The organism is Bacillota bacterium (assembly GCA_013178125.1).
Taxonomy (GTDB): domain Bacteria; phylum Bacillota; class SHA-98; order Ch115; family JABLXJ01; genus JABLXL01.
This window is the reverse complement of the sequence record JABLXJ010000001.1, coordinates 278,649-303,521: the sequence shown is the minus strand read 5'-3', so window position 1 is coordinate 303,521 and position 24,873 is coordinate 278,649. Positions and strand designations below refer to the sequence as shown.

The window sequence follows — 24,873 nt, the reverse complement described above, 5'->3', positions numbered from 1 at the left end:
GGGCACCTCCAATCCAGATTATACCGTAGCCGTGAACTTGCTGCTATCCATCAGATATTCCACTACTTCACTCACCTGCTCAATTCGTCTAGGCGTGCATCCGTGCACCTTCATTACGTAGATCGAAGGGCTGCCCTGTTGAGCCCAGGCAAGCAGGGCATGTAACATGCAATCTATGGCTCCCCTGTGACCAGGGTCGTTATACCTGAACCCATCGACCTCGAAGGGGACCCCGTCCGGACGAGCATAAACAATCAAGTCATAGGGACGCCGGCTGAGATAATTCCTCACCCGTTCCCAGTAATTTATGGTGTCCGTATATCTTGCCGTACTGTGATCCACAAGCCAGTACGCCAGGTTGTCTATGACCGTCCTATCGCTGATGAAATCTTCATGCCGGGATTCTGCGCCTATTTGAGCCTCAAGGCATCGCCATTGGAACTCCTCCAAAAGCTCTCTTGGGTATCCCTCATTCAGGTCAGCGATCCCCAGCTCCTTCGCCACATACCGGGCCTGCTCCGATATCAGCTCAAGACCCAACCGTGTTGATAGAGCCCAGGCCAACGTCGATTTCCCCGTCGACTCCGCTCCACATATGCCGATCCTCACGGTTACTACACCTCCTCCGCTTTGATGTTGCCGAATATGTTAGGTGCCTTCTCTCGCACCAACTCAAGCATTCTTCCCGCCAGTTCTTTTATCTCCCACTGGGCCTCCGGCGCCAAGCGCAGTCGGAAGAAGTGCCTTAACTCCCTAGCATTCATGGTCAAAATCAAATCTGTTACCGTGCCCTCAGGCAATACAAAACGGGCATCTTCCCTGGATACTCCAGCTTCAACAAGCTCCTTATAGAATCCAAATGCCGTCCGGTATGCCGCCGCATACCTTGACTGAAGGTGCTTAGGCATATCAGGGATAATAGCTACCGTCTGAGACTCATCACAATAACGCTGGCTCCTCACGCTGTAGCTGGCTATCCGGTGCCGGGTTAGCTGGGCTAGACACGCCCGGCTGATACCTCGAATATCAAACGAGGCGAACCAGTGTTCGAGAACTGATTCATGCCCAAGTTGAATCACCCTCTGGATCATGTCCTCCGAAGCTATTTCCTTCCCGTGGCACCGGGCGATAGCCCGCCGGACAATCTCCTCACTGGACCACTGCAACAACTCTACCTGCATTTATCGACCCTCCTCATCTTTCACCTTTTGACCACCATTTCGATAAGGCCACAAGGAACATGTTTTATATGGACACACGCTAATAACTGCCGGAGGATCTGGAGATATGCACACCTCGCACTGCTTACGGATAGCCACCTCCAGCTCTTGCGCCAGCGCCTCAGCCGCAAGCGCCCGATTTACAGCCTCTTCCCAGCCGCCGTTGTGAGCCTCGACAATAAACCTGGCATTTTCTTCCCATTTATCGTCTTCTGATATGGCCAGAGGAGGAGACTGCAGTAAAGTAATAGCTATAACCTTTCCAGGGTCTACCTGCTCGTCCTCTCCTGCCGCCATTCCTCGCCGCTGATCATGCTCATATTCACCCGGGATGGTCGTTATATATATAGCACACATAAAATCCTTATCATCAGTCGCCTTCATATACCACTTTTCTTTTGTTGTAGCCCGAATGGTCTCTAAATCATTCTTCAGATCTCGCATCCCATCCGCCGCCCTTCAAGAAACATCCTCGATCTCTACCTCTGCCCTTTCCTCGCCATCATAGTAGACCCCTGTAGTCTCACCATACCAGCGGACCTGCTTGTCATTATCGAACACTCTGGCATACTGTAGACCGTCCTCAATCGCCTTAATCAAGTTCGACAGATCTCCGTGCTTCTTATTCTGAAAATAGAACCGTACAGTCAATCGCACATCGCCTTCCATCCGGGGCACCTGGGCAGCTTTCGCTGCCCAGGCCACCCGCTTCTGATAGTCAAGACTTCGACGCGATCTTTTTGACCATTTGCTCTTCTTGGTCATTCGCTGGGCCGGGACCGCCCGGCCCGGAACTATAAACGAGTATCCCATCAACTACACCTCGAATACCCACAAGAGCTACAGGTAGCGCACCCATTCTCATGCCTCATATGCCCTCCACATTCAGGACAAGCTCCCATATGATTCTCAATGTATGGAAGACCATTACCCTTGTGAGGGTTATCCACACTCGCCGCGGCCTCACTAGTTCCCTGACCGCCTTGTTTCTCCTCCAGGTAATGCTCCAGTACAATTCCGATAGCGTCCGGACAGGACAGCACTGCACCGCCCTTCTGCCACGCAGGAGCCGGGCACCTGATACCGCGCAGGTGCTTCACAATAGCCTCCGGCTTTATACCTGCCCTCAATGCCACCGAGATTAGCCGACTGAGGGCCTGGGATTGTGCCGAAGCGCAGCCTCCGGACTTCCCTATGGAGGTAAATACCTCGCAAAGGCCATGCTCGTCCTCGTTCACGGTTACGTAGACGTTCCCACACCCTGTCTGCATTCTCTCCGTGCGACCATGTGTGACCTGCGGCCTCTGCCGAGGAGCTATCCCTTTATCCTCCGGAGTCTTTTGTTTAATGTCACCCTGGGCTTGTCCCTTAACAAGAACCTGAGAAGACCGGCTCCCGTCTCTATAGACCGTTATTCCTTTGCACCCAAGCTCGTATGCCAGCAGGATAGCCCTCCGCACGTCATCAACAGTAGCATCATGCCTGAGGTTAACCGTCTTAGATACAGCGTTATCAGTAAATTCCTGGAATGCAGCCTGTATCTTCACGTGCCATTCCGGGTCTATGTCGTGAGCTGTTACGAATAGCCTCTGAACGTCCTCCGGGACTTCCTCCATACCCTTCACTGTCCCGCGTTCGGAAATCTTACGCATGAGCTCAGGGCTGTAGAAGCCCCGTTCCCGGGCTACCTTTTCAAAGAGTGGATGCACTTCTACCAATTGATCATTATCCAGGACGTTCCGGACATAGGAGACAGCGAACAAAGGCTCTATCCCGCTCGAGCAGTTCGCTATGATGCTAATAGTGCCAGTAGGCGCTATCGTCGTCAATGTCGCATTCCTAAGCCATCCTGTGCCCGACTTGTCAAGGGCACTACCCTTGAACGCCGGGAAAGGACCTTTTTCCTCTGCCAGTCTTGCCGATTCCTTTCGGGCAATCCTCCAGATAAACGACATCACTTCTCGGGCCTTGGATACGGCCTCGTCGCTATTGTAAGGAATCCCAAGCTGGATAAGCATATCCGCAAAGCCCATCACACCCAGACCGATCTTGCGGGTCCTCCAAACAGCTTTGAGTATTTGCTCCAAAGGGTAATGGCTTGCATCTATGGTATTATCTAAGAACCTCACCGCAAGCCGTACAACCCTCTCAAGACGTTCATAGTCTATTTCTTGCGTATCAGGTTTCACCATGTGGCTTAGATTGATAGACCCTAGAACGCAGGCTTCATAAGGGAGCAGCGGGACCTCGCCGCATGGATTACTTCCCTCTATCTCTCCGAGAGCAGGTGTAGGATTAGCAGCATTGATCCTATCCAGGAACAGTACTCCCGGCTCTCCGTTTCTCCATGCGCCTTCAACTATTGCATCGAACACTTCCCGAGCCCGGATGGTCTTTGTAACCTGCCCGGTCCGTGGATTTATGAGATCAAAGAGCTTGTCCTCCTTGACTGCCTTCATGAAATCGTCCGTCACAGCCACGGAGATATTGAAATTTGTGATCTCAGAGTCTTTTTCTTTGCACTGAATGAATTCCATTACGTCCAAATGATCCACCCTCAGGACACCCATATTTGCGCCCCTACGCCGCCCACCCTGTTTTACCGCCTCCGTCGCGGCGTTGAATACCTTCATGAATGAGACTGGGCCGCTAGCGACTCCGCCGGTAGATGAAACCTCATCACCTTTTGGCCTCAAACGGGAAAACGCAAAGCCGACACCTCCACCTGATTTATGAATCAGGGCGGCATACTTGACAGCGTCAAATATCTCCTCCATAGAGTCACCCACGGGTAGGACGAAGCAGGCAGCCAACTGCTGGAATTCCTGCCCGGCATTCATCAGGGTAGGCGAATTGGGAATAAAGTCTAGCTGTTCCATCACACTATAGAACCGCTCTTCCATGTCTCTGATAAAGCCCTTATCCCTGGTGTAGATACGTTCAACCTCCGCCACGGCCCGGGCCACACGCCGGAACATCTCCTCCGGAGTCTCGATGACTTTACCATTTTGTTTCTTAAGATACCTGCGCTCCAGCACTGTCAATGCATTCTGAGATAATTGCAATGTATATCCTCCTCCCTAAATAACCTAGATTATGGGAACATCTTGCCCTGCATTCGCAGCATCTTCGGGCTTTCTATGGTCAAGGAATTCCACGCTATCGGCCACAACCTCATAAGCGGTCCTATTTGTGCCGTCCTTGGCCTGATATTTTCGCGTCTGGAGCCGTCCTACGACTGCCACGAGAGAACCCTTTCCGGTATACTGGCTCACATTCTCAGCGAGTTTGTTCCAGCACACCACCCGGAAAAAATCAGCTTCTCGTTTACCATCTTGGCCTACTGTCGGACGGTTCACCGCGAGGTCGAATGTGGCTACCGGTGTGCCATTCTGGGTATATCGTAAATCCGCCACATCCGTAAGACGTCCGATCAAAATAACCTTGTTGAGCATCCAGCCTAGCCTCCTGACTTTTGGGTTATTCGACTCCGTCTTTCACTCCGCGCATTTCCTTGCTCGCTAGCTTTCTCCGTGTCTCGAGGTGATTGATGTCGCCCTATCTCTCGCCACCAGCCTGGGTCATGAATCCATTTCCTTCTAGTAGAATCCCACCTGAAATCCAGAGGGTCTTCACCATAAGGCCCGAGGATTACTGGCATCTGAAAAGGCATATCACCAGCCGGCCTCCCACATTGAGTCCCGCTCCATAAGCAGATAGTCAATCACCTCGCCAGCCTCTTTGTTGGAGCACTCCTCAATGCTGCACCGGTCCGGGAACATGTCCCTGACAGTGCCCGATAGGTCATAACCCAACTGCTCGGCCAAGGCATATGCAAAATCAATCTGCCTCTGGGTTGCCACCTTTACGCCTCCTTTCGCAGCCGCCAATCCTCGGCGCTCTCAACGCTATCAAACGACCCTCCTAGACATCTCACGCCTTTACCGTCATAGACCCTTATGGCATGGACAAGATCCTGGACAACCACCTTGACTACCTTTACCTTTTGCTTGCATTTCTTGATCCGCTCTCCAATAACACGTTGCCGCCAGCGGATACCCTCACCCGGTTTGATCCTGCGTCCACAGAGTGCACAGACAGGCGGCTTATCCCAAACAAACTCGAAATCCAAATCATATCCCTCTCCCGCAATGAATGGCTTCGGCACCTGCCAATTTGCGTCCAACTCCATGCCTCCTTGATCATCCCGCTCTTCCCGGTAAAATTCCGTTTGCCGCTTCAAGCACTCCCTTGCTGAAGGAAGATAAAGGGCTTTACCGATCTCCTCCCAAGAGAGGCCGTAAAAGGTCCGGAGATACCAGGCTTTTGCGTTCTCTGTATCAATTTCGGAAGGGAATTCGTATTCAAGCTTGCCCATACTCACGCCTCTCTCCGCAGCCGCGCCCGGGCCCGCTCTTTCCGGTAACTTGACCCCTGGTTCGCGACAATGAAACACATCTCGGCGAGCCTATCAAACGTCCGGGCACCGACCTGTCTCTCCAAGAACTCAGGATCGCAATTGCTCGTCACGACCAACGGCCTCTTCCACCGATACCGTTCATCGACCACGTAATACAGCGTTGACTCGCTCCACGTCGACCACTGCTCCGCGCCAGCATCGTCTAACACGAGCAAGTCCGCCTCAGTGAGCGCCTGGATCAGGTCTCGCTCCTTCACCGTGCCACCATCCCACGTGGCCTGAATGCGTTTAAGGAGTGCAGGCACACTCTGGAAGATGCACGGTATGCCCTGAGATAGTAGCCTATTCGTTATCGCTGCCGCCAGGTGGCTCTTCCCGGTCCCTGGCTGACCGTAGATTATGAGTCCGGAGCCAGCCCTCCTATGCTCCTCAAATCGTTTGGCATACTCTAACGCCGCCCTGTAAGCAGCAGCCGTGCCCGGCCTGGACCGCCAGTTTTCGAACGTGCATTCCGCGAAACGCGGTCCAAGTTCAGCAACCGAGAACAGCTTCTCAATCCTGAGTTTCCGCTCAAGCTCCTGCCGTGCCGCCTCTTCGCGCTGCCGCTCTTCATCCATACACGGGCATACACGGCGAATATAGCGCGTCTGGCCCAGGATGTTTAACTCCAAGGGTCGATTCTCACGGCCGCATTTAGGACACCTGTAAGTCAGCTGGGTCGCGGATGACGAGGTCATCGTATTTGCCTGATGTCGGAGGACTTGTCCCAACCGGATTCCCTCTGCCACGCCTGGCACTCCTTTCTCTGGCGAACTCTCTAGCTTTCTCGAGCCAATTGCGGAATTGAAGCCGAGGATTCGATTTCTTGGCTAAGGGCCTATCTCGCTTGTATACACTCCACTTTTTGGCCTCATCGAGGATATCGAGGTCAGGGAAGTCTGGAAGCAGAGTGCGGACATACTCCAGGTCTTTGGTGTAATCAAAGGGATAATCTGGAACTGCCTTTAGCTCATGCAGTATTGCCCGCTCCATAGGAGTGACATCAGTCATAAGCTTGAGGGAGGGTTGGGAGGAGGGGGGTGGGTTTGGTTTCCCACACCCTTCCCCCCGTACTTCTTCTAGTTCTTCTTCTAGTTCTTCTTTAAGTTTAAGTTCTAAGTTAGAAGAAGTTTGTAAGACAGGGCCTTCTGACAGGTTTCTTACACTTTTCTTACGCTCTTCTTCTATGGATTCTTCCGGCAAAGAATCAGCTAAGAAATCATCTTCTGATGGCTGAGTGACTTCGGGACGGAAACCAACCTCCGGCATAGGGCTGACTTCATACTTCCCGGCTCTCGGGTTGCTCTCATAAGGTATCCACTTGATCCATTCCGGGAGCGGAACCTCCGGAGGGTTAGGGTTCTTCAGAGACTGGTGCTTATGAAAGTTTTTCAGGAAAAGGCACTTCTTACCCTGGGCTTCGTATGGAATGAGTTTACCCAGCTCAACCAGGGTATCCCTATACCCTTGAAGTGTCTCCAGGGTAATGTCATTGTCAGCCGGGAACAGGTGGATTTTAAAAGCGAGGGTATCATCCTCCAGACAGCCCGAATCATCCGCTAACTGAATTAGGCCCAGATAAAACATCCGCCCATCCCTGGATAGCTCCCTGATCAGCTCTGTATCCGTCCAGAATGCAGCCTTTATCTGCCTGTTGTGCAGGTGCATTAAAGACTCACCCTCCCGGCCTGTGTCATACGAATAACCGCCCGCAACCTTAACTCCGCCGCCGTCAGCTCATATATCGCCGCGTCTATCAGTTCAGGACTGTCAGCATAATCAAAACGGTTGCGAGCTACTTCTATAGCCTCTAATGCGGCTGCTATTTCCGGGTTTATATGGCAACCGCTAACGCAAGTGGTTAATTGACCATAATTTTCCGCTGATGGGTACAAAAAAGGGCTTTTCACCTTTCCCACTCCTCTGATTCTCCTGAAGGGCGGGCATTCAACCCGCCCTCTATCCTCTCACTTTCCCTCGCTAAAGATTGATTGCTGCCCTACCGTTACTTCCTGTGGTTGCTCTGCTGATTCGGGAGGAGTCTTTTCGCTTCCCTCCACGCCTTCATCCTGGACCTCGGCAGCAGTCACGTCTATGGTCTCCGTCACGTCCGGGACTTCCGTCATATCCTCTTTGATCTCGCGCTTTATGGTTTCATCCTGCGCAATACCGCGCATGACCTCGACAGATATGGGCAAGTATTTGCAAAGCCGCTTAACCACGGTCTTTTTACCCATTTCAACGTAGTCAGTGACCCAAGGACCAGTATTACCAGCCTTAGACCGCTTCCGTATCTGCTCTATCTCGTCAATACTCATGACTTCAATCTGGTGCCCGCCATCACGGAACTTTGCATAAGCGTAGAAAAGAATCACCCTGCCGCGGTCCTTTAGTGCTGGCTTGTGCCGTAGTTTCTCATTGAGCCCATACTCGAACTCAAACTCGTCATTCTCACATACCTCGTGCGCCGCTATGCTCTCTATATTTCCGCTCCTACGGGCTAGGTCTATAAGACCCTTATACCCTATCTGGAACTGGGCTTCACCGCTGTATGGGATTATGTAACAATGTCCAAGCAAGCCAGGCTCAAGTCCAAGCTGGGCAGCAGTCATAACCGCCGCCATAAGGCTTTGAACACTGCATTTAAGGAGTTTTGGGTTAGTTCTTATAGTCGTAAGAGCAATCCTTGTTAGCCGGTCCGGGTCCATGTGCTTGGGCAATGCCCTTTTGATCTCCGGTTCCATCCTTTTAAGATAAGCCGCTATCGTGTCGGCAGGGCCTGCAGCCTTCGGCGCCACAGCCGCCCGCTCTGCCAGCTTGTCCTTCAAATTGCTATTGACGCTAACTGACATCTTGTCTCCTCCTTAGCTGATCATGAATCGCCTTGTCTGGCTTTCCCGCGCATACTTTGCGTAGATATCCGGGCATTCCGTCTTGAGAGTCTTGGTGTCGAGCCGACTGCTTGTGACCATTTTCCACGTGACCTTTCGGTCACCGACTACGCCAATCTCGTTTGTGCCTAGCAGGGCTTTTAGCTTGTTGGCAACGGCCTCTTTCCGCTCGGCAGCCGCCTGCTCCTCCGCCCTTGCCTGCTCATACTCAGCTATAAGGTCTTCTGCCTCCATAGGTAGACGAATCTCCGCGCCCTTCTCAGCCTCCGGATAAAGCATGTCAAGAAGTTTACTCGAGGCTTCGGACCCGTCCATCTCCGGAGGAGTCCGGGATTCGACCAACTGCCAGAAGTCCCGCTCAATCTTAATCAGATAGTTAATGACCTCTTCGTCACGCTTGATCTCTTTATAGATGAACTTGTTACCACCGATTAGGGCGGCAATATAAGCATATTGATAGCCCGTGACCGCCAAGTAGTGTTGGACCTGAATCATGTATGCATCCGGGACCTTGTCGCCCTCCCATTCGCTCCGTAACCACTCAGAGGCAGTCTTGCACTCCAGAACACCTCGCCCACGCTCTTTATCCACAATCACCCTGTCCAGATTAGCTATCATCCATGGATACTCCGAATGCTGGAGTATCGCGTTACGCCTCTGCACCTTTAACCCTGTCATGAGCTGGAATTCGCGAGCCATTATGTCCTCGAGGATGGTACCCCAGTAAGCGGCTTCGCTCTGCTCCTCCTCCGGAGCCTCGCCGACCTTTTCCAGGTATACCTCCACTGGGCTTTTCCACTTGCTGAGCCCGGCAATGGCGGCAACATCGCTGCCGCCAATTCCCTTCCTCCGCTCCTGGAGCCATGTGACGCGGTCCATATCGCGGGTAGAGACTAACTCGACTGCCACCTACGCCACCACCTTTACGTCATGGTCTGCCAACCATGCAAGAATGTCAGCCCGTTTAATTACTCCACCCTCTTGTGGGAGCTTGGCTATGAAGTCCCATTTAAACTCCTGGTGGAGGCTATATGCCGTCTTTTCGTCGGTGAACAGGGCGAGAATGTTCAGCGCAAAATCAGCAGGGCCGCTGCCGCCATAGCCCCACTCCATACCAGTAGGAGAATGGTATTTGATAAGCTGTAGGATATTGAATTGTGGCTCACCAGAGGAATTACGCTTGCAGATAATATCACCATTGAACGGGAGGAGAGGGAGGGTTCCCTGCTCCTCCTCTGCCTCTCTCTCCATCTGGGTCTTCGCCCAGCAGACAGGACCCATGCCGTGGGTAACAGACGCGGGATTTGTAAGCCTTCTATGGCACCTTATGCACTTTGAACTCACTTTTTCTCCCACGCCTTTCCACCTCCTTGACACTCCTTGACAGCTTCAGCCCGGCGTGATATGCTGAAGATGTCCAATGGGTTTTTCTTCTTTCGGGGCTGAGGTAGTGGCTTTACCTCAGCCCTTTCGTTTTTATCGCTCGAACGCCCTGACCTCCAAACGGCCAGAGTTCTTATACCCGTCATCATAACCACGAAAATATTCCTCCCGATATTTTCTTGTGGGACAGAGAACGGCCCAACCCTTAAGGCCGTCCCTGTAGCCCATACGGTAATATTCGCGAGCTTTGCCCTTTATGTCTGCTGGGATCAAAATGCTTTTAGCGTCCATACTCTCAATGCCGCCTCCTTCGGATTTGGAGTCATCACCTCGAGCAGCCTTATGCGGTCTGAGATAGTTCATCATGCAGCACTTGAAGAACCAGTTTTAATGATCTTGCACGGCCCTTGTACCGAATCAGCCTGACACCCTTGCCAAAATCCCGGAGGGCCAGATATAATTCCTGATCTACCGGACTCGTTATCCCACGTTTCTCCAACATCGTCTTCAAATCGCTCGTTATTCCCAACTTGTTCTTCTCCTTTCGGTTCACACTCCAAGAGGACCCGCAGAGCCTTCACCATGCGCTCCATATCTGGTTCGTATTCTCGTATGACTGTTGCCTCGAAGGTCCGCACCATGACCGCTCTCCTCTTACATCACCAGGCCAAAGCCATGATTCATACCGTAGTCCACGACAGATTCGCGCACTTGATCGACCGGCATTTGGTTAGCTGGCGCAATCACCACGCGCCCTACTCCCTCGACATCCACGGTGATAGGGCCAACCACAGCAGCAGCCCTGGCTGCCTTCGGGATTGTCAGGCCGCAATATCCAAGCTCCAGGTTAGAGACATGCTTTGGGTCACACTCCAGAAACTCGGAGAACTGCGCCATTGTAAGCCCTTTGGCTTCTCTCTTCAACCGCAGGTCAACTGCTATGGCCTTCCCGCCGGTGTAGAACATCTTTTGTCCCTCCTTTCTTTGCTGCTTTGGTTTATCTGTTACCTCACCCGTGATAGACTGTAATTGATGGGCAAGGGTCAGAAGCGAACTTAAGAAGCCGACTGTTGTTCGCGACCAGTCTCCTTGTCTCTTGCGTGACGGTAAGTTACCTCAAGGGCATCATAAAGCTCCTCAATTGAGATACCTAAGGCATTGGCCAACTGGCTGGCCTTCTGCATTGACGGCAAGCGATAACCATTTTCGATTTGTGTATAAAAGACTCTTGTTATCCTAGCCCGTCTGGCTACATCCAGTTGGCGTAAGCCCTTGGAAAGCCTAATATCTCGTAACCTTGTTTGCTTCATGATTCATGCCCCTATCAAGTATCGATCTGTTACCTTCATTATAAGTAACATAATGTTACTTGTCAACAGGTAACCTTATCTTTTCTCGAAGAAAAGTACCAGTTTGTTTCCTTAAGTTGCATACTGCTACCTTTATGGGTAAACTAAAAGCAGACGGGCTGGCAATGGGGTGCAAGAATGGCAACCTTCTCTGAGAGGCTTAAGTCGCTACGTGAAGAAAAGGGCTTACTGCAGCGCGAGTTGGCCCATCAGGTGAATTTGTCACGTGTGGCCATAACCTATTATGAGCAGGGTAAGAGATTTCCAGATAGGGATACCTTAATCAAACTTGCCAAGTTCTTCAATGTATCGCTGGATTATCTCTTAGGTGCAAGCGATATCAAACGTCAACCTGATGGAATCCTTGATACTCGGGATGAGATCCTTGACACTCGGGAGGCGTCCTCAGATCTTGGAACTAGACTTAGAGAACTGCGAATGGCTCGAGGTCTGCGTCAGGAGGATGTCGCCGCTGTCATAGGCGTAACTCCTGAAGCAATCGGCATGTATGAAAATGGGAAAAGGGAACCCAAAGGAGAAATCCTTGTTGCCCTTGCGGACTTCTTTTCTGTTCCCGTAGATTATCTGTTGGGTAGAGAAAAAAAGACTCTCCCTCCTATTGATCTAAAGGAAGCACTCACAAAGAATGATTACGTCCTCGTCGATGGTAAACCACTCAGCCCCGGCGACAAGAAGCGCCTCGCCACTTTGATCGATACTGCCATGTCGTTCAAGAAACTAGAGGATAAAGCAGAGGTGAAGGAAGCCGATAAGGAACCTGAGGAACCTATCCTCAACCCTGATACATTCCAGGAAGACTTCGATATTGAGCGCCTAGCAGCCCACCTGGAGGGCGAATATGGACGCAAGCCTTCACAAGAATTCCTGAAATGGCTAGCAGGACAAATCAAATCTATACGGTGCGAACGTGGCATAGAGGAGTAGACACTATGCGTAAAGAATTACTTGACTACGTTGCCGATAATGGCCTCGTTCTTCGTTATGTACGTTTTCCAAGGGATGTCTACCAAGCGTATGGTGTGTACTACTTCGACCGGAGACTTAATTCAGGCGTAATCCTGTTGGACAAGGACCTTAAACGTGACCAAGCCTTGCATAACACGGTCCTGGGTGAGGAATGCGGGCATGATGCGACTTCACCACGTGGAGCAGTGCTCACCGCCTACATGAGCTGCGGTCCCAGGGTCGTAACCTCCCAGGACGAACGGAAGGCGGTCGAATGGGCGGCAGATTTCCTTATACCCGACGACGAACTTGCCAGGGCAGTATACAAACTGGGGCTCAGGACCCCGTGGGAACTGGCGGAATACTTCGAGGTGATGGAGTGGCTGGTAAGGGAGAAAATCGAACTACTTAGCACAAGGACCCAAGATTTAGTAGACTAACGGCTTGTGATGGTGGCCGCCAAGGGTTGAGCTGTTAACTATAAGGATGCCCTGCAGAGTCGCAGGGAAGGACGTGGGTAGGGCGCTGGTAAGATGTGTAAGTGAGGAAGATTAATTGATGAGAAATGAACACGCCTTAAAAAAACTCCAATCCCTCTTTCGGGAGCTTTTCCAATTCGACTTTGCCGATCTAGACTTTGGCCTCTACCGCCTCTTCCATCTGAAGCGGGCGGAGATCGAAGCCTTCATAAGCGAACAACTGCCCCGTGAGGTAGACGCTGTTTTCGAGGCCATTACTGGCGAGGAGCAGGAACGCCTGCAGGCCGAACTAACAACCCTGACGCAGCAAGTGCGGGAGCAGATCACCGAAGACGCCATCCTTCCGACTGGTGAGGTGAATCCACAGTATTCCGGTATCAAACTAGTCAAGCAATATGCCGAACTACGAAATAAACTTGCGGACATCACAGCAATCGAGGCCTACAAAGCCGAGGTCTTTAACCACCTGTATAACTTCTTCAGCCGCTACTACGAAGACGGGGACTTCATCCCGAAGCGTCGATATGGTGTGCGGGAGACCTACGCAGTGACTTACAACGGCGAGGAGGTCTTTTTTACCTGGGCTAACCGCGACCAACATTATGTCAAGACCGCCGAGACCTTCAAAGACTATGCTTTCAAGGTGAGCGGTCTTACCGGCGAGTACCGCGTGCGCTTTACCATGGCCGAGGCGAACACCCCCAAGGACAACACAAAGGGAAACACGCGCTATTTCTTCTCTCGCGTTGACTTGTTAACCTGCAACGCCGAGGCTCGCGAACTGATCCTTCCCTTCGAGTACCGCCTGCCCACGTCGGAGGAAGCCGAGCGCTACGGCCCCAACAGCAAGGCCCAGGAAGCCATCCTGCAAGAAGCCTTGCCCAAAATCCTGGAGGCCGTACCCGATGCTAACATTCGGGCGCTTCTAGCCGCTGACCAACGCAGCGAAAAGGACAAGGAAGAGGGTAAGCCCGAACTGCCCCTTTTGCTCAAGCGCCTGCGCCACTTCTGCCGACGCAACACTAGTGACTACTTCATTCACAAGAATCTGCGTAGCTTTTTGACCCGGGAGCTGGAGTTTTATGTCAAAGACCAAATCATCCACCTGATGGACCTGGAGGCTGATCTGGAGGCCAAGCGCCGGGTGATGCGCACCTTCCGTAAACTGGCCGAGAAGGTAATCGACTTCCTGGCAACCATTGAGGACGCCCAGAAGACCCTCTTCGAGAAGAAGAAGTTTGTGCTGGAGACTAACTACCTCATCCCTATCCGACACGTACCCCGAGACTTCTGGCCGGAGATCCTGCAAAACGAAGGGCAGCTGGAAGAGTGGCGACGCTGGCTGGCTTTGGAGCCCGAGAAAGATTTGTTCAATCCGACGGGTGAGGTGAACGAGGCCTTCCTAGAAGCCCACCCTACCCTGCCGGTGCACACCAGGCACTTTGACCGCAGCTTCGTGCGCTGCCTGCTGGAGGCGTTGCCCTTTAACGATTTGGACGAGGCTACCGATGGCCTTTTGGTGCACGGGGAAAACTATCAAGCTCTGCGTCTTTTACTGCAACGCTATCAGGAGCAGATCAAGTGCATCTATATTGACCCGCCGTACAACACCGGCAACGACGAGTTCATCTACAAAGACCGCTACCAGCACTCCAGCTGGCTAGCAATGATGGAGGAGCGGCTGGAGGTTGCCAAGGACTTATTACGTAAAGATGGTGTGTTATTTTCGAGTATTGACTTCAACGAAATTGATAAGCTTAAGATTTTGTTAACCAATGTTTTTGGTGAAGGCAATTTCGAGGGTATTATAACTTGGAGGCGTCGTCACAATCAACCAAATGATAGAACTAAAATGATCGGTTTAGTTTCTGAGTACCTTCTTGCCTTTTCTATAGATTCCATTTCACTCAAGCGTGCCGGAGTGGGTAAGTTGGATGTAACTGGGAAATTTTCGAACCCAGACAATGATCCGAGAGGCCCTTGGGCCTCTAAACCGTGGAAGGTCGGTTCCGGGCAATCAGGCACTCGTTATAAGATCGTAACACCAACTGGAAGAGTTTACGAGGAAGAGTGGATGGGAGACGAAGAAACATTTAAAAAGCTGTTAGAAGAGGGAAGAATCATCTTCCCTAAAAAGGGTAATGGATTGCCAAGGAAGAAGTACTTTAAATTCGAGCGCGAAGAAGAAGGGCAGTGTGCAACCAACTGGTGGGACCATACCCAGTTTGGGAATAATGCCAGTGCTACTCAAATGATGCACGATTTGTTTGACACAAAGGCTATCTTCGATAATCCAAAGCCGGTAGAGCTTATCCGGGGTTGTATTCTTATATCTGGTAAATACGTCGATAATGTTAATGTTCTCGACTTTTTTGCTGGCTCCGGCACCACCGGCCACGCGATCATTAACCTCAATCGTGAAGACGGTGGACGGCGCAGGTTCATCCTGGTGGAGATGGCCGACTACTTCGACACTGTGCTCTTACCGCGCATCGTAAAAGTGATGTACACGCCGGAGTGGAAAGAAGGTAAGCCTAAGCGGGAGGCCACACACGAAGAAGCCAAGCGTACTCCACGGCTGATCAAAATCCTGCGTCTGGAGTCCTACGAAGACGCACTACACAACCTAGCCGCACCGTCCATTCTGGAACGATCCGAAAAGCGTGAAAAGGCGGTCAAGCCTTTGGCCGGCGAGGACGCTTACCGCCTGCGCTACTGGATAGAGATTCCCCTGCAAGAGGCTGAAACCTGCCTGCGCACACTAGACCTTTGCCACCCCTTCCACTACAGCCTGGAAGTGCTCACAGACGAGGGCCCTGTGCGCAAGCCGGTCGACGTGGTAGAGACATTCAACTACCTCTATGGCCTACGGGTGCGCCGATACGAGACCTGGGAGCACAATGGCCGCGCTTATCGCGTAGTCAAAGCTAGGGACCGGGAGGGCAAGCGCCACATCTTGGTTATCTGGCGCGATATGGACAGCCTAAACATAGAGGCCGAACGCGCTTTCCTTGAAGGCAAGATAGCCAAAATGGCGGCAGACGGCGAAATATGGGATGAAATTTTAATCAACGGTGACACACCTGTGCCAGGTGTACGGTCCTTGGATCCACTTTTCAAGAGCCTAATGATGCAAGGGGAGGAAGGCTGACCATGCCCCGCTTGGAATCTCATCTTGTCCTCAACCGTTATATACACCACTTACTGGGTGCGGAAGACTTCGAAACACTCAAGAATCTGCTTCGCCCACTTCCGGAAGGTCCGGACGGCAGCGGCCAGAGCTATTTCTTTAGCCGTTTGGTCACCCAGCCGGGGCTAAAACTCAAACGCGAGGAACTGGAAGCCTATGACTGTCGGGTAATGGGCTACGAGGCCCGCCTGCGCAAGGCCCGGCACGATTTTCAGGGCTTCCCCTACTTTCAGTACCTGGCCTTGCTCTATACCGAGATCTTTTTAGACAAGTTGACCAAGGATCCTAGTAGCTGCCTGGACGAGCTGAGCCAATTTGTCGCCGACTTACGCCAGAGGGAGACCGAATTAAAGGATTTCCCAGACTTCACTCCAAACGGTCTACGCCGCCTAGCTTTCTTCATGGCCACCGGTAGCGGCAAAACGCTCATCATGCATGTAAACATATGGCAAGTATTGTACTATCTAAAGCATGGCCGCCATCCCGAGACACTAGTAACCCGCCCGGATGGCCGTGTAGAGTTTAATAACATTCTACTCATAACAACAGGAGAGTGGCATTCTGCCCAGCATCTGAACGATCTGCGGCAAAGTGGCTTTGATGCAACCTTATTCATCAAAGATCTACACGGCAACAGTAGCCTTTTTGGCCCCAGAGTCAAGGTCATTGAAATTCACAAACTGGCTGAAGAACACCCCCGGGACGGTGTAAGCGTGGTGCTAGACGAAATTGGTCCTTACAACCTAGTAATCGTAGACGAGGGGCACAAGGGCACCAGTAGTGACGAGCAGACCTGGAAAAACCGCCAGAAACGCCTGAGCGAATTCGGATTCCTACTGGAATACAGCGCCACCTTCGCTCAGGCCATCGGTGCGGCATCCTCCAGCGTCCAGAAAGACCTACTCCGGGAATATGGACAGGCAATACTGTTCGACTACTCTTACGCCCACTTCTACAGCGACGGCTACGGTAAGGACTTCCACGTACTGAACCTGACCGAGGCCAGCCCCGAACAGGCTCACGAACTTCTGGTCGGTGGTCTCCTGGCCTACTACCACCAGCTCTGGCTCTTCCGGCAGCATGTCGATGAGTACCGGCCCTACAACATGGAAAAGCCCCTCTGGGTGCTCCTGGGGAGCAGCGTCAACGCCATGTACATCCGCAACAGAGAGCGGCGCAGTGATGTAGCCGAAGTAGTGGCCTTTTTACGACGGTTTCTGGAAGAACCGGAGTGGGCTATCAGCGTGATGAAGAATATCCTGAATGACAACAGCGGCTTTCAGGACGCAGAAAGTGGCCTTGACCTCTTTACGCCGCATATCAAATACCTATGCGGTCAGGACCCTCGCGAGGTATACGAGCACATCCGCGCCGAGGTATTTCATGGTAGCGGCGGACTGGAAGTTTGGGAACTCAAACAAGCCAGCGAGGAACTGGGATTACGCCTATCCACAACCGAAAGCGATAAACCCTATTTCGGTATCATCAATATCGGGGATGTGTCTTCTTTCAAAAACTACCTCCGTGACCACCTAAATCTTACTGTGCAGGAAGACAATCTCACTCCATCTCTCTTCGCGCGAGTCAATGACCCCGAATCACCCATCCATCTGCTCATCGGGGCCAAGAAATTCATCGAAGGCTGGTCATCCTGGCGCGTTTCTTCTATGGGGTTGCTCAACATTGGTAGGGGGGAAGGTTCACAGGTAATCCAGCTTTTTGGGCGCGGCGTACGGCTCAAAGGGAAGGGTATGAGCTTGAAGCGCAGCGCGGCGCTGGGAGAGGATTCCCATCCGGAAGGCATTCGTTTCCTGGAGACCCTAGCCATCTTCGGGTGGAACGCCGACTACATCCAGACTTTCCGACAAATTCTAACGAACGAAGGTATCGGCAAGGAATTTATTCTAACAGTGACACGCCTGAAGCCCTGGCCGGAACAAAGATTGCCTGTACCCCAGAAGAGGCCTGATTTTGATTCCTCCAAGCTTACCTGGATGCTAGACGACAGCGGCCCAGATATAAAACTTGAGCTGACCCCAAAACTGGTAATGCTGACCTCTCACAGAGCAGGCCAAACGATTGCTGGTCAAATAGCAGACAGTATGACCATTGATTTTGGAGATGCACCTTACCTGCAGGCATTGAACCTGGAGCATCTTTATCTGGATTTGATAGAACACAAAGCGGCGCGCGGCTATATCAACTTGAGTATTAACCCGCAGGTCATTCCTGGCATTTTACGTCGACGCTGTAGCATCAGGCTGCCCGCCACGGAAGCCCGTAATCCGGAACACTTGCAGACGGCGGCGTCCCAGGTCCTCAAGACCTACATGGACCGCTTCATCCGCATGAAAGAGCGCGAAGCAGAGAGCCAAAACGTGGAAGTGGCATACTTACCCGCCTATGACAAGCGAATCTTGAGCGAATACCGCATCCGCGTGCGTCCGGGGGAGTTCCTGGAGCAAATTGAGGACCTGCTCAAAAACGGCTTGCCTGCTCATGATGATGGCGAGCCGCTCCCACGCCTATACATAGATCGTAGCCTGTTCAATCCCATCTTGACCGAAGGCGGGCGTGCCTGGAAGCAGGCCGTCTCGATAACGCCGCCCGCACTCAACAAAGACGAAGCCCACTTTGTGCACGACCTGCGCGAGTACTGGACGCTGCACCATAACGACCCCGAACTACAAGAGTGCGAGCTCTATCTACTGCGTAACCTGGCAAATAGTGGGATTGGGCTATTTCATCGCAGCGGATTCTATCCGGACTTTATTCTGTGGCTACACGACAAACGGAATGGAAGAACTCATGTCTGCTTTGTCGACCCACATGGATTACACCATGACGGTCTGAGCGGCAGCGCCGATAAATTTGCCGCTCTGAAGTCCTTGGGTGTCTTGACCCAGCGTCCAGAATTTCAAGCCAAACAGATTCGCCTGAGCGGATTTATTCTTACCACTACACCACTTAACCAGATCAGGGATGCCATAGGTAAGTCAAAAGACGATTTAGAGAAAGAGTACCCGCTGGTTTTTCAAGAAGGTGACTATGTGAGAAAAATAATGTCAACTCTATGTATCACATGAAACACAAGTGGGCTAGCTGCTCCTCGTCAGGGCGCCTCAGTTTTAGTACCGATCTCCTTCACGAGCCTGCCGACTTCCGGGCAGAGGTCATCGTCCATGAGCTACTCCACCTCAAGGTGCCTAACCACGGACCGCTCTTCCGATCATTGGTATGCGCATATTTGGCCCAAAGAAAGGTGAACTAGAGCTTCGCCAACGAATAGGCCGATACGCAGGCGGGAGAGGTGATACCAGATGAAGAATGATTCGTACCTGGCCGGCAACCTCTTAAAGTTCGATTCTTTCTTTCAGCGTATTTGTACCGAAGGCTGTGATATGATCAAGGGATTTCTGAATCATGAGTGGTACCTCCAAGCCCGTGCGGCTGCTGAAAGAGTCTGGAGCTGCAAACAAACGCGGTTTGACATCATATGCTTTCCATACCTATGGCTTTGCGAAGATGATATGTGGGACTTAGTCAACAGTGGCTTGGCACGCGTCGTGAAAGTAACACATAAACCAGAGGTCCTGAGAGATAAATTAAAGTCTTTAGTATACGGAAAAACATGGAATGAGGCTCAGAACTCTGCTTTTGAATTGGAGGTTATATGCACCTTCGCACGTGCCAGCGTACTGAGTGACATTGCCTGTAAAATAAAGGCTAAATCAGGCAGCAATGTGGATGCACTAATTCGACTAAACCAACGTGATATATATGTTGAGGCTACACGTATAAACCGTAATCTGGTCGATCCTGATGTCCGCAGCGGTTCCATGTCCGTAGATGATATGATATGGCAGGTAACAAGAAAATTATTGGGCAAGACAAAAAATGGCTTTCAACTTGGTTTGGTCGAGGGCCCCTCATTGCTTGCCATAGCGCTTCCTGAACGAGGGGCAACTCAGACCACGGCCCGTTGGTGCATGGAGGAAAATCTAGAATCCTTTTCAAACGTAAGCGCAGTATCTATTTCTACCAAAGGTAGGTTCATTGGTTCAAAATGGTACGTGAACCCTGCTAGTAGGTGGCCACTCACCCTGACTGAAATGGAAGTCCTAGCAAGAATACTAGGATCATGTCCCCAGACTATAGATATAGACTAAGGTTCATCACAGGTGAGGGATTATTGTGGAACACGTTGCTGTCTACGCCCGCGTTTCCTCAGAAGACCAACAGGAGCGCGGGACGATTGAGAACCAAGTAGAATTCGCGACCAAATACTGTGACCTTCACCAGTTAAACATAGTGGCTTGGTATAAGGATGATGGAGTCACTGGCACCATTCCGCTTGAGCAGCGGCCTGAAGGTGCCCGGCTCCTGGAGGACGCGAAGGCCGGGAAGTTTGACCTGCTACTCATCTACCGGCTAGACCGCCTGGGCCGTTCGGCCCGTATCATCCTAAACGCCGTCTACGAATTGGAGCAACACGGCGTCAAAATCCGCTCCATGACCGAGCCATTTGATACGGGTGATCCCAACGGGCGATTCCTCCTCACCATCCTTGCTGGCGTCGCCGACCTGGAACGAGAAACTATCCTCGAACGTATGTGGTACGGAGCCAACCGCGCCGCCAGGGCCGGAAAATGGCTGGGAGGGATCGTTCCATACGGATACCGGGTCAACGATGAAGGCTATCTCGAGATATGCGAAGACCCTCTTCCAGGGCTGGATATGAGTGAGGCTGATGTCATACGCCTCATCTATCGCCTTACTGCCGACCAGGGCTACTCAACCATAAAGGTAGCCGACTATCTAAACGCCCTTGGCGTCCCTCCCGCTTACATCAAAGACAGGCGACAAGTAAGGCGCGGCAAGAGAAAAGAGAATACCGCCGGTGTGTGGAGACCATCCCGAATACGAGGCATTATGACCAACACCACTTATAAGGGCATCCATTACTACGGCAAACGGACACGAAAGAAGAGAGACATCATCCCTCGAGAAGTGCCCGCCATTGTAAGTGAAGAGCTCTGGGAGAAGGCTCAGCATGTCCTGCATAATAATCAGCTCGAGGCTCCGAGGAATTCAAGGCGCGAATACCTCCTCCGAGGCTTGATCAAGTGCGGTGTATGCGGCCTGACTTACTGCGGGACAGCTTATCTCGGACCCAAGGGTGAACTCAAAGGTTACTATGTGTGCGGAGGGAAGGTGGCCTATCGGGGCCCATTCATTGGAAGATGTCCCTCCAAAAACGTGCCTCAAAAGTGGATCGAAGACCTGGTCTGGAATGACTGTGTCACCTTCATCCAACACCCTGGTGAGGCCCTGCAGGAACTTGCCGCCAGCATGAAGGTCAGAGAGTCACAGGAAGAATCGCTGCGGGCAGAACAGGAGGCCATAAGCGGAAAAATCCGAGACAAGGAAAACGAAAAGCAGCGCATCCTCGAATTGTACCGGAAGAGGCTCATTACCGCTCTTGACGTGGAACAGCAACTACAGAACATCCAGCAGGAGAAGAAGTCCCTCGAACATCGCCTTAAAGACCTTGATAGGCAAATATCTGAGGAACATGATCTGTTCTCCCAGTTTAAGACAGCAGAAGATCTGCTGGACGATTTGAGGGAAAAGCTCAAGGGAAACCCATCCTTCAAAGTGAGACGGGAAATCGTCAGGACCTTAGTCCACCATATAACGGTGAATTCTGTCTCCCAAGGCAATAATAGACGGCCTAAGGTCTCAGTCACAATACACTACACCTTTTCCAATGGTGTTGTCTGCACGGATGCCCGTGCGGGTTCTTCGGGGACTCATCAAGACCCTGTAGTTGCAGCCCCCAGGCGGTCAGGCGCTATATGAGCAGGATATCCGGCCCCCTCCTGGATAGGATAGACATGCACATCGAGGTGCCGCGCCTTCCCCATGAGGAGCTTGTCAGGGCCAGCGGGTGCGAGCCATCATCCTCCATACGCGAGCGAGTGGGACGGGCCCGGTCCATCCAGGCCGGGAGATTCAGAGGAACCGGAGACAGGGCCAGGTCCTTCATGTGTAACGCTGAAATGAGGACCCAGGATATAAAGGAATTCTGCACAATTACAGGGGATGGGCAGCTCCTCTTCGAGAACGCCATCACCAGGCTTGGGCTCAGCGGGAGGGCCTATTTCAGAATACTGAGGGTAGCCCGGACGATAGCCGACCTCGCGGCATCCGTTGTGATAAGAGCTGAACATGTGGCAGAGGCTATACAATATCGCGTGTTAGATCGAAAATGGTGGGACTAGAATGCTTTCGAACAAGGGAAAAGGACATCCGGTGGAAAGGGCATGGTCCATGGGTCCGCAACGCATCTATATGCTCTCTGGTGCCATATCCCTTGTGTTTCGCAAAGCCATATTGAGGGTAGTGTTTATCCAGGTCGATCATTATCCTGTCCCTGGTTACCTTTGCAATGATGGAAGCTGCCGCAATGCAGGAGCACCTGCCGTCCCCGCCGACGACGCCCTTCTGCGGCAGGATGGACTGTGGTATATCGCGCCCGTCCACCAGGATATAATCAGGCCGCACGCTCAGCTTGCTTATAGCCTCCTGCATAGCGAGAAACGTGGCCTGGAGGATATTGATCCTATCTATGATATCGTGGGATACCACGCCCACACTGACAGCGACAGCACACCCCTTTATTATCTCGTAGAGCGCTTCGCGCCTTCCCGGGGAGAGCTTTTTGGAATCATTGAGATATGGGATCTCAACCCCGCGGGGAAGGATCACCGCAGCAGCCACGACCGGCCCGGCAAGCGGCCCCCGGCCGGCTTCGTCCACGCCTGCAACGTTAACGTAGCCGCCCTGGAAGAGCTCCTCCTCGAGCTCGTCCATATGTTGAAGCCTCTCCAGCTCATCGCGGTCCAGATGCTCCCGGGCTTCATCAGGCGTCATGGCCTTGAGACGAAGGGGATTCAAGGGTAACCCTCCCAAGCTTGCCCTCGCGGAAGTCACGGATGGCGAGGCGAGCTGCCCTGGAAATATCGGGGACGCCGCCCGGGCCCAGACAACCCCGCGCCCTTGCAATGGAATGAAGGATATCAGGTTCATCGATTCCTTCACAGCTTGTGCCATCTCTACTATCGATCTGGATCCCATAGCGAGATTCCAGGGTGCCGGGAGCGGACGCGCTGAGCAGGGACAGAAGCCTCGAAGCGACAGGTTCGGGATCGAACCCCTCATCGGGCACGCACCCTATCGCGCAGAGCCAGGGCCAGGCGTAATCCCTTATACCAGCGTCGTCTTCATCTATTATCTTCATTATACCCGGGGTATCCAGGAGCTCAAGGCCTTTTCCAGCCACAATCCACTGGCGTCCCCGGGTGATCCCCGGCCTGTTCCCTGTGCGGGCCCTTTTACGTCCTGCTACCCGGTTGACCAGAGACGACTTGCCCACATTGGGGAAACCAATCACAACCGCCCGGATGGCCCTTCGCCTTCGATGGCGGGCCTCCAGCTTATGGGCAATGCTCGACGCCAGAGCCTCGGCGTGCCTGATGAGATCTGACACCCCCAGGCCAGTCCGGGCATTGAGGGGGACGCACACCGCTCCCTGCCCCTCGAAAAAGCCCTTCCACATCCTGGTCTTTACAGGATCTGCTAGATCGATCTTGTTCAAAACCAATATGATCTCCCTGCCCCCGGCGACCTCTGCAATCCTGGGGCTGCTGGTGCTCATCGGGGCTCTGGCATCAAGAACCTCTATGACCATATCCATTTCCCGAAGGACCCTTCGGATGGCTTCAACGCCAGACATTTCAACCACCTGGTTGAGTCGTAGCACCCGCACCTGGTCGACTCGCGGCGCCCGGCTGAATCGCGGCGCGGTGAACCAGCCCGATCCTGTTAAGCGGCCAGTAGATCAAGAATGCATGCCCGACCACGTTGCTCAGGGGCACGAAGCCTACGTCGGCAAACCTGGAATCCTCGCTGTTATTGCGGTTATCTCCCAGGACAAATACCCGGCCCTCTGGGACGACCTCGGGCCCGTAAGTTCCATAGGTCAAGTCAAGAGTGTAGGGCTCATCCAGCTTTGAACCGTTCAAGAAGACCGAGCCATCCCGTATCTCCATCCTGTCTCCTGGCACCCCGATAACCCTCTTGATGAACTTGCGTCGGGGATCAAATGGGTACCTGAAGACGACGATCTCGCCCCTGGCAGGCTCCCTGAAGCGGTAAATGAATTTATTTACTAGGAGCCGCTCCCCATTATGCAGTGTGGGTTCCATCGAACTGCCCTGAACTACAAAGGATTGAGCGATAAATGTGATTATGAATGCGGCCAGGACGACCGCTATCACAAACGCCTGCAGATACTCCATAACCTCGGCCCTGACCTTCACTGAGACCGCCGGAGCCCCAGAGGATGGTGGCTGGTCGGCATGCTTCCTCTTCGTCGCAGGTCTATCATTATTGTGGGTCAATTCGGCCATTCTCGTTCCCCCTTGTCTGTTCCCCCTTGTCTGTGCCAAACTGAAATGGGGCTTTTCTCAGGCCCTATAAAACCTATAATAAGATCAGCCCAATTAACCGCGACGCTCTTCCTTCACACGAGCCGCCTTGCCGACGCGACCCCTCAGGTAATAAAGCTTGGCACGCCTAACGCGCCCCTCCCGCACAACCTCAATCTTATCGATCTTGGGTGAATGAAGGGGGAAACACCTCTCAACGCCGATACCCTGGGAAACCTTCCTTACGGTGAACGTCTCGCCCACGCCTCCGCCCCGCCGGCTTATGACCGTCCCCTCAAACACCTGGATGCGCTCGCGGCCGCCTTCAACTACCTTTACATAGACCCGCACCACGTCGCCAGGCTTAAAAGAAGGGATCTCCTGTTTCGTGTAATCCTTTTCCAGCGCATTGATAATACTCATCGAATGATCTCCTCCTGATAA

General features: G+C 52.5%; 29 protein-coding genes. 8 read left to right on the top strand and 21 right to left on the bottom strand.

Translation table 11 applies throughout. The features are described 5' to 3' along the window. Positions 1–18: 18 nt before the first annotated feature. The 17 genes from HPY71_01530 to HPY71_01450 all read right to left on the bottom strand — a co-directional run bounded on the left by HPY71_01530 (position 19) and on the right by HPY71_01450 (position 11,263). Positions 19–609 carry an ATP-binding protein gene (locus HPY71_01530; GenBank protein NPV52186.1) on the bottom strand — a complete coding sequence of 197 codons (591 nt, stop codon included), beginning with the start codon at positions 607–609 and terminating at the stop codon, positions 19–21. A gap of 5 nt (positions 610–614) precedes the next feature. Then, the gene (gene thyX, locus HPY71_01525) at positions 615–1,181 is read right to left on the bottom strand and encodes an FAD-dependent thymidylate synthase (GenBank protein ID NPV52185.1); all 567 of its coding nucleotides are present in this window, start codon (positions 1,179–1,181) and stop codon (positions 615–617) included. Then, on the bottom strand, positions 1,182–1,664 hold the full coding sequence (locus tag HPY71_01520; GenBank protein ID NPV52184.1) for a hypothetical protein: 483 nt from the start codon (positions 1,662–1,664) through the stop codon (positions 1,182–1,184). Positions 1,665–1,679: 15 nt separating this feature from the next. Further along, positions 1,680–2,033, bottom strand: coding sequence for a RusA family crossover junction endodeoxyribonuclease (locus HPY71_01515; GenBank protein ID NPV52183.1), 354 nt, complete (start codon positions 2,031–2,033; stop codon positions 1,680–1,682). Continuing rightward, complete coding sequence (locus HPY71_01510; GenBank protein ID NPV52182.1) at positions 2,033–4,285, bottom strand: vitamin B12-dependent ribonucleotide reductase; 2,253 nt, start codon at positions 4,283–4,285, stop codon at positions 2,033–2,035. Before HPY71_01510 ends, HPY71_01515 begins: the two co-directional genes overlap by 1 nt. Positions 4,286–4,309: 24 nt before the next feature. After that, positions 4,310–4,675, bottom strand: a complete 366-nt coding sequence (ssb, locus tag HPY71_01505) for a single-stranded DNA-binding protein (protein ID NPV52181.1) — start codon at positions 4,673–4,675, stop codon at positions 4,310–4,312. A 219-nt stretch (positions 4,676–4,894) separates the two neighbouring features. Then, positions 4,895–5,083, bottom strand: a complete 189-nt coding sequence (locus HPY71_01500; GenBank protein ID NPV52180.1) for a hypothetical protein — start codon at positions 5,081–5,083, stop codon at positions 4,895–4,897. Between the two features lie 2 nt (positions 5,084–5,085). Then, complete coding sequence (locus HPY71_01495) at positions 5,086–5,598, bottom strand: hypothetical protein (protein NPV52179.1); 513 nt, start codon at positions 5,596–5,598, stop codon at positions 5,086–5,088. 2 nt (positions 5,599–5,600) lie between these two features. After that, complete coding sequence (locus HPY71_01490; protein ID NPV52178.1) at positions 5,601–6,377, bottom strand: ATP-binding protein; 777 nt, start codon at positions 6,375–6,377, stop codon at positions 5,601–5,603. Continuing rightward, positions 6,334–7,347 (bottom strand): hypothetical protein, encoded by a 1,014-nt coding sequence (locus HPY71_01485; GenBank protein ID NPV52177.1) that lies wholly within the window; start codon positions 7,345–7,347, stop codon positions 6,334–6,336. Before HPY71_01485 ends, HPY71_01490 begins: the two co-directional genes overlap by 44 nt. Beyond that, complete coding sequence (locus HPY71_01480) at positions 7,347–7,598, bottom strand: hypothetical protein (protein NPV52176.1); 252 nt, start codon at positions 7,596–7,598, stop codon at positions 7,347–7,349. Before HPY71_01480 ends, HPY71_01485 begins: the two co-directional genes overlap by 1 nt. 48 nt (positions 7,599–7,646) lie before the next feature. Continuing rightward, positions 7,647–8,531 carry a recombination protein RecT gene (gene recT / locus HPY71_01475; GenBank protein ID NPV52175.1) on the bottom strand — a complete coding sequence of 295 codons (885 nt, stop codon included), beginning with the start codon at positions 8,529–8,531 and terminating at the stop codon, positions 7,647–7,649. Positions 8,532–8,543: 12 nt separating this feature from the next. Continuing rightward, positions 8,544–9,449, bottom strand: coding sequence for a hypothetical protein (locus tag HPY71_01470; GenBank protein ID NPV52174.1), 906 nt, complete (start codon positions 9,447–9,449; stop codon positions 8,544–8,546). Between the two features lie 30 nt (positions 9,450–9,479). After that, positions 9,480–9,821 carry a hypothetical protein gene (locus tag HPY71_01465; GenBank protein NPV52173.1) on the bottom strand — a complete coding sequence of 114 codons (342 nt, stop codon included), beginning with the start codon at positions 9,819–9,821 and terminating at the stop codon, positions 9,480–9,482. An 89-nt stretch (positions 9,822–9,910) separates the two neighbouring features. Further along, positions 9,911–10,108 (bottom strand): hypothetical protein, encoded by a 198-nt coding sequence (locus HPY71_01460; protein ID NPV52172.1) that lies wholly within the window; start codon positions 10,106–10,108, stop codon positions 9,911–9,913. Between the two features lie 499 nt (positions 10,109–10,607). Next, positions 10,608–10,919, bottom strand: coding sequence for a helix-turn-helix transcriptional regulator (locus tag HPY71_01455; GenBank protein NPV52171.1), 312 nt, complete (start codon positions 10,917–10,919; stop codon positions 10,608–10,610). A gap of 89 nt (positions 10,920–11,008) precedes the next feature. Then, the gene (locus HPY71_01450; protein ID NPV52170.1) at positions 11,009–11,263 is read right to left on the bottom strand and encodes a helix-turn-helix transcriptional regulator; all 255 of its coding nucleotides are present in this window, start codon (positions 11,261–11,263) and stop codon (positions 11,009–11,011) included. A gap of 177 nt (positions 11,264–11,440) precedes the next feature. Here HPY71_01450 and HPY71_01445 point away from each other — a divergent pair, with 177 nt between their 5' ends. The 8 genes from HPY71_01445 (at position 11,441) to HPY71_01410 (ending at position 22,221) form a co-directional block, all read left to right on the top strand. Next, a complete protein-coding gene (locus tag HPY71_01445) occupies positions 11,441–12,247 on the top strand; it encodes a helix-turn-helix domain-containing protein (protein ID NPV52169.1) in 807 nt (268 codons plus the stop codon). 5 nt (positions 12,248–12,252) lie between these two features. Next, the gene (locus HPY71_01440; protein ID NPV52168.1) at positions 12,253–12,708 is read left to right on the top strand and encodes a hypothetical protein; all 456 of its coding nucleotides are present in this window, start codon (positions 12,253–12,255) and stop codon (positions 12,706–12,708) included. A 118-nt stretch (positions 12,709–12,826) separates the two neighbouring features. Continuing rightward, positions 12,827–15,898, top strand: a complete 3,072-nt coding sequence (locus HPY71_01435) for a site-specific DNA-methyltransferase (GenBank protein ID NPV52167.1) — start codon at positions 12,827–12,829, stop codon at positions 15,896–15,898. A 2-nt stretch (positions 15,899–15,900) separates the two neighbouring features. Next, positions 15,901–19,023: a DEAD/DEAH box helicase family protein gene (locus HPY71_01430; GenBank protein ID NPV52166.1), complete on the top strand. Its 3,123-nt coding sequence runs from the start codon at positions 15,901–15,903 to the stop codon at positions 19,021–19,023. Beyond that, positions 19,020–19,208 (top strand): M48 family metallopeptidase, encoded by a 189-nt coding sequence (locus tag HPY71_01425; GenBank protein NPV52165.1) that lies wholly within the window; start codon positions 19,020–19,022, stop codon positions 19,206–19,208. The genes HPY71_01430 and HPY71_01425 overlap by 4 nt, the downstream gene beginning before the upstream one ends. A 49-nt stretch (positions 19,209–19,257) precedes the next feature. Continuing rightward, a complete protein-coding gene (locus tag HPY71_01420; GenBank protein NPV52164.1) occupies positions 19,258–20,106 on the top strand; it encodes a hypothetical protein in 849 nt (282 codons plus the stop codon). 25 nt (positions 20,107–20,131) lie between these two features. After that, a complete protein-coding gene (locus HPY71_01415; protein NPV52163.1) occupies positions 20,132–21,799 on the top strand; it encodes a recombinase family protein in 1,668 nt (555 codons plus the stop codon). Then, on the top strand, positions 21,796–22,221 hold the full coding sequence (locus tag HPY71_01410) for an ATP-binding protein (GenBank protein NPV52162.1): 426 nt from the start codon (positions 21,796–21,798) through the stop codon (positions 22,219–22,221). Before HPY71_01415 ends, HPY71_01410 begins: the two co-directional genes overlap by 4 nt. Here the strand turns inward: HPY71_01410 and HPY71_01405 are convergent. The 4 genes from HPY71_01405 to rplS form a co-directional block, all read right to left on the bottom strand. Next, positions 22,181–22,873 carry a ribonuclease HII gene (locus tag HPY71_01405; protein ID NPV52161.1) on the bottom strand — a complete coding sequence of 231 codons (693 nt, stop codon included), beginning with the start codon at positions 22,871–22,873 and terminating at the stop codon, positions 22,181–22,183. The two genes, HPY71_01410 and HPY71_01405, sit on opposite strands and share 41 nt — an antisense overlap. After that, positions 22,863–23,735 (bottom strand): ribosome biogenesis GTPase YlqF, encoded by an 873-nt coding sequence (gene ylqF / locus HPY71_01400; GenBank protein NPV52160.1) that lies wholly within the window; start codon positions 23,733–23,735, stop codon positions 22,863–22,865. The genes HPY71_01405 and ylqF overlap by 11 nt, the downstream gene beginning before the upstream one ends. 1 nt (position 23,736) lies before the next feature. Then, positions 23,737–24,411 carry a signal peptidase I gene (lepB, locus tag HPY71_01395; protein NPV52159.1) on the bottom strand — a complete coding sequence of 225 codons (675 nt, stop codon included), beginning with the start codon at positions 24,409–24,411 and terminating at the stop codon, positions 23,737–23,739. Positions 24,412–24,504: 93 nt separating this feature from the next. Further along, a complete protein-coding gene (gene rplS / locus HPY71_01390) occupies positions 24,505–24,852 on the bottom strand; it encodes a 50S ribosomal protein L19 (GenBank protein NPV52158.1) in 348 nt (115 codons plus the stop codon). Between the last annotated feature and the right edge of the window lie 21 nt (positions 24,853–24,873).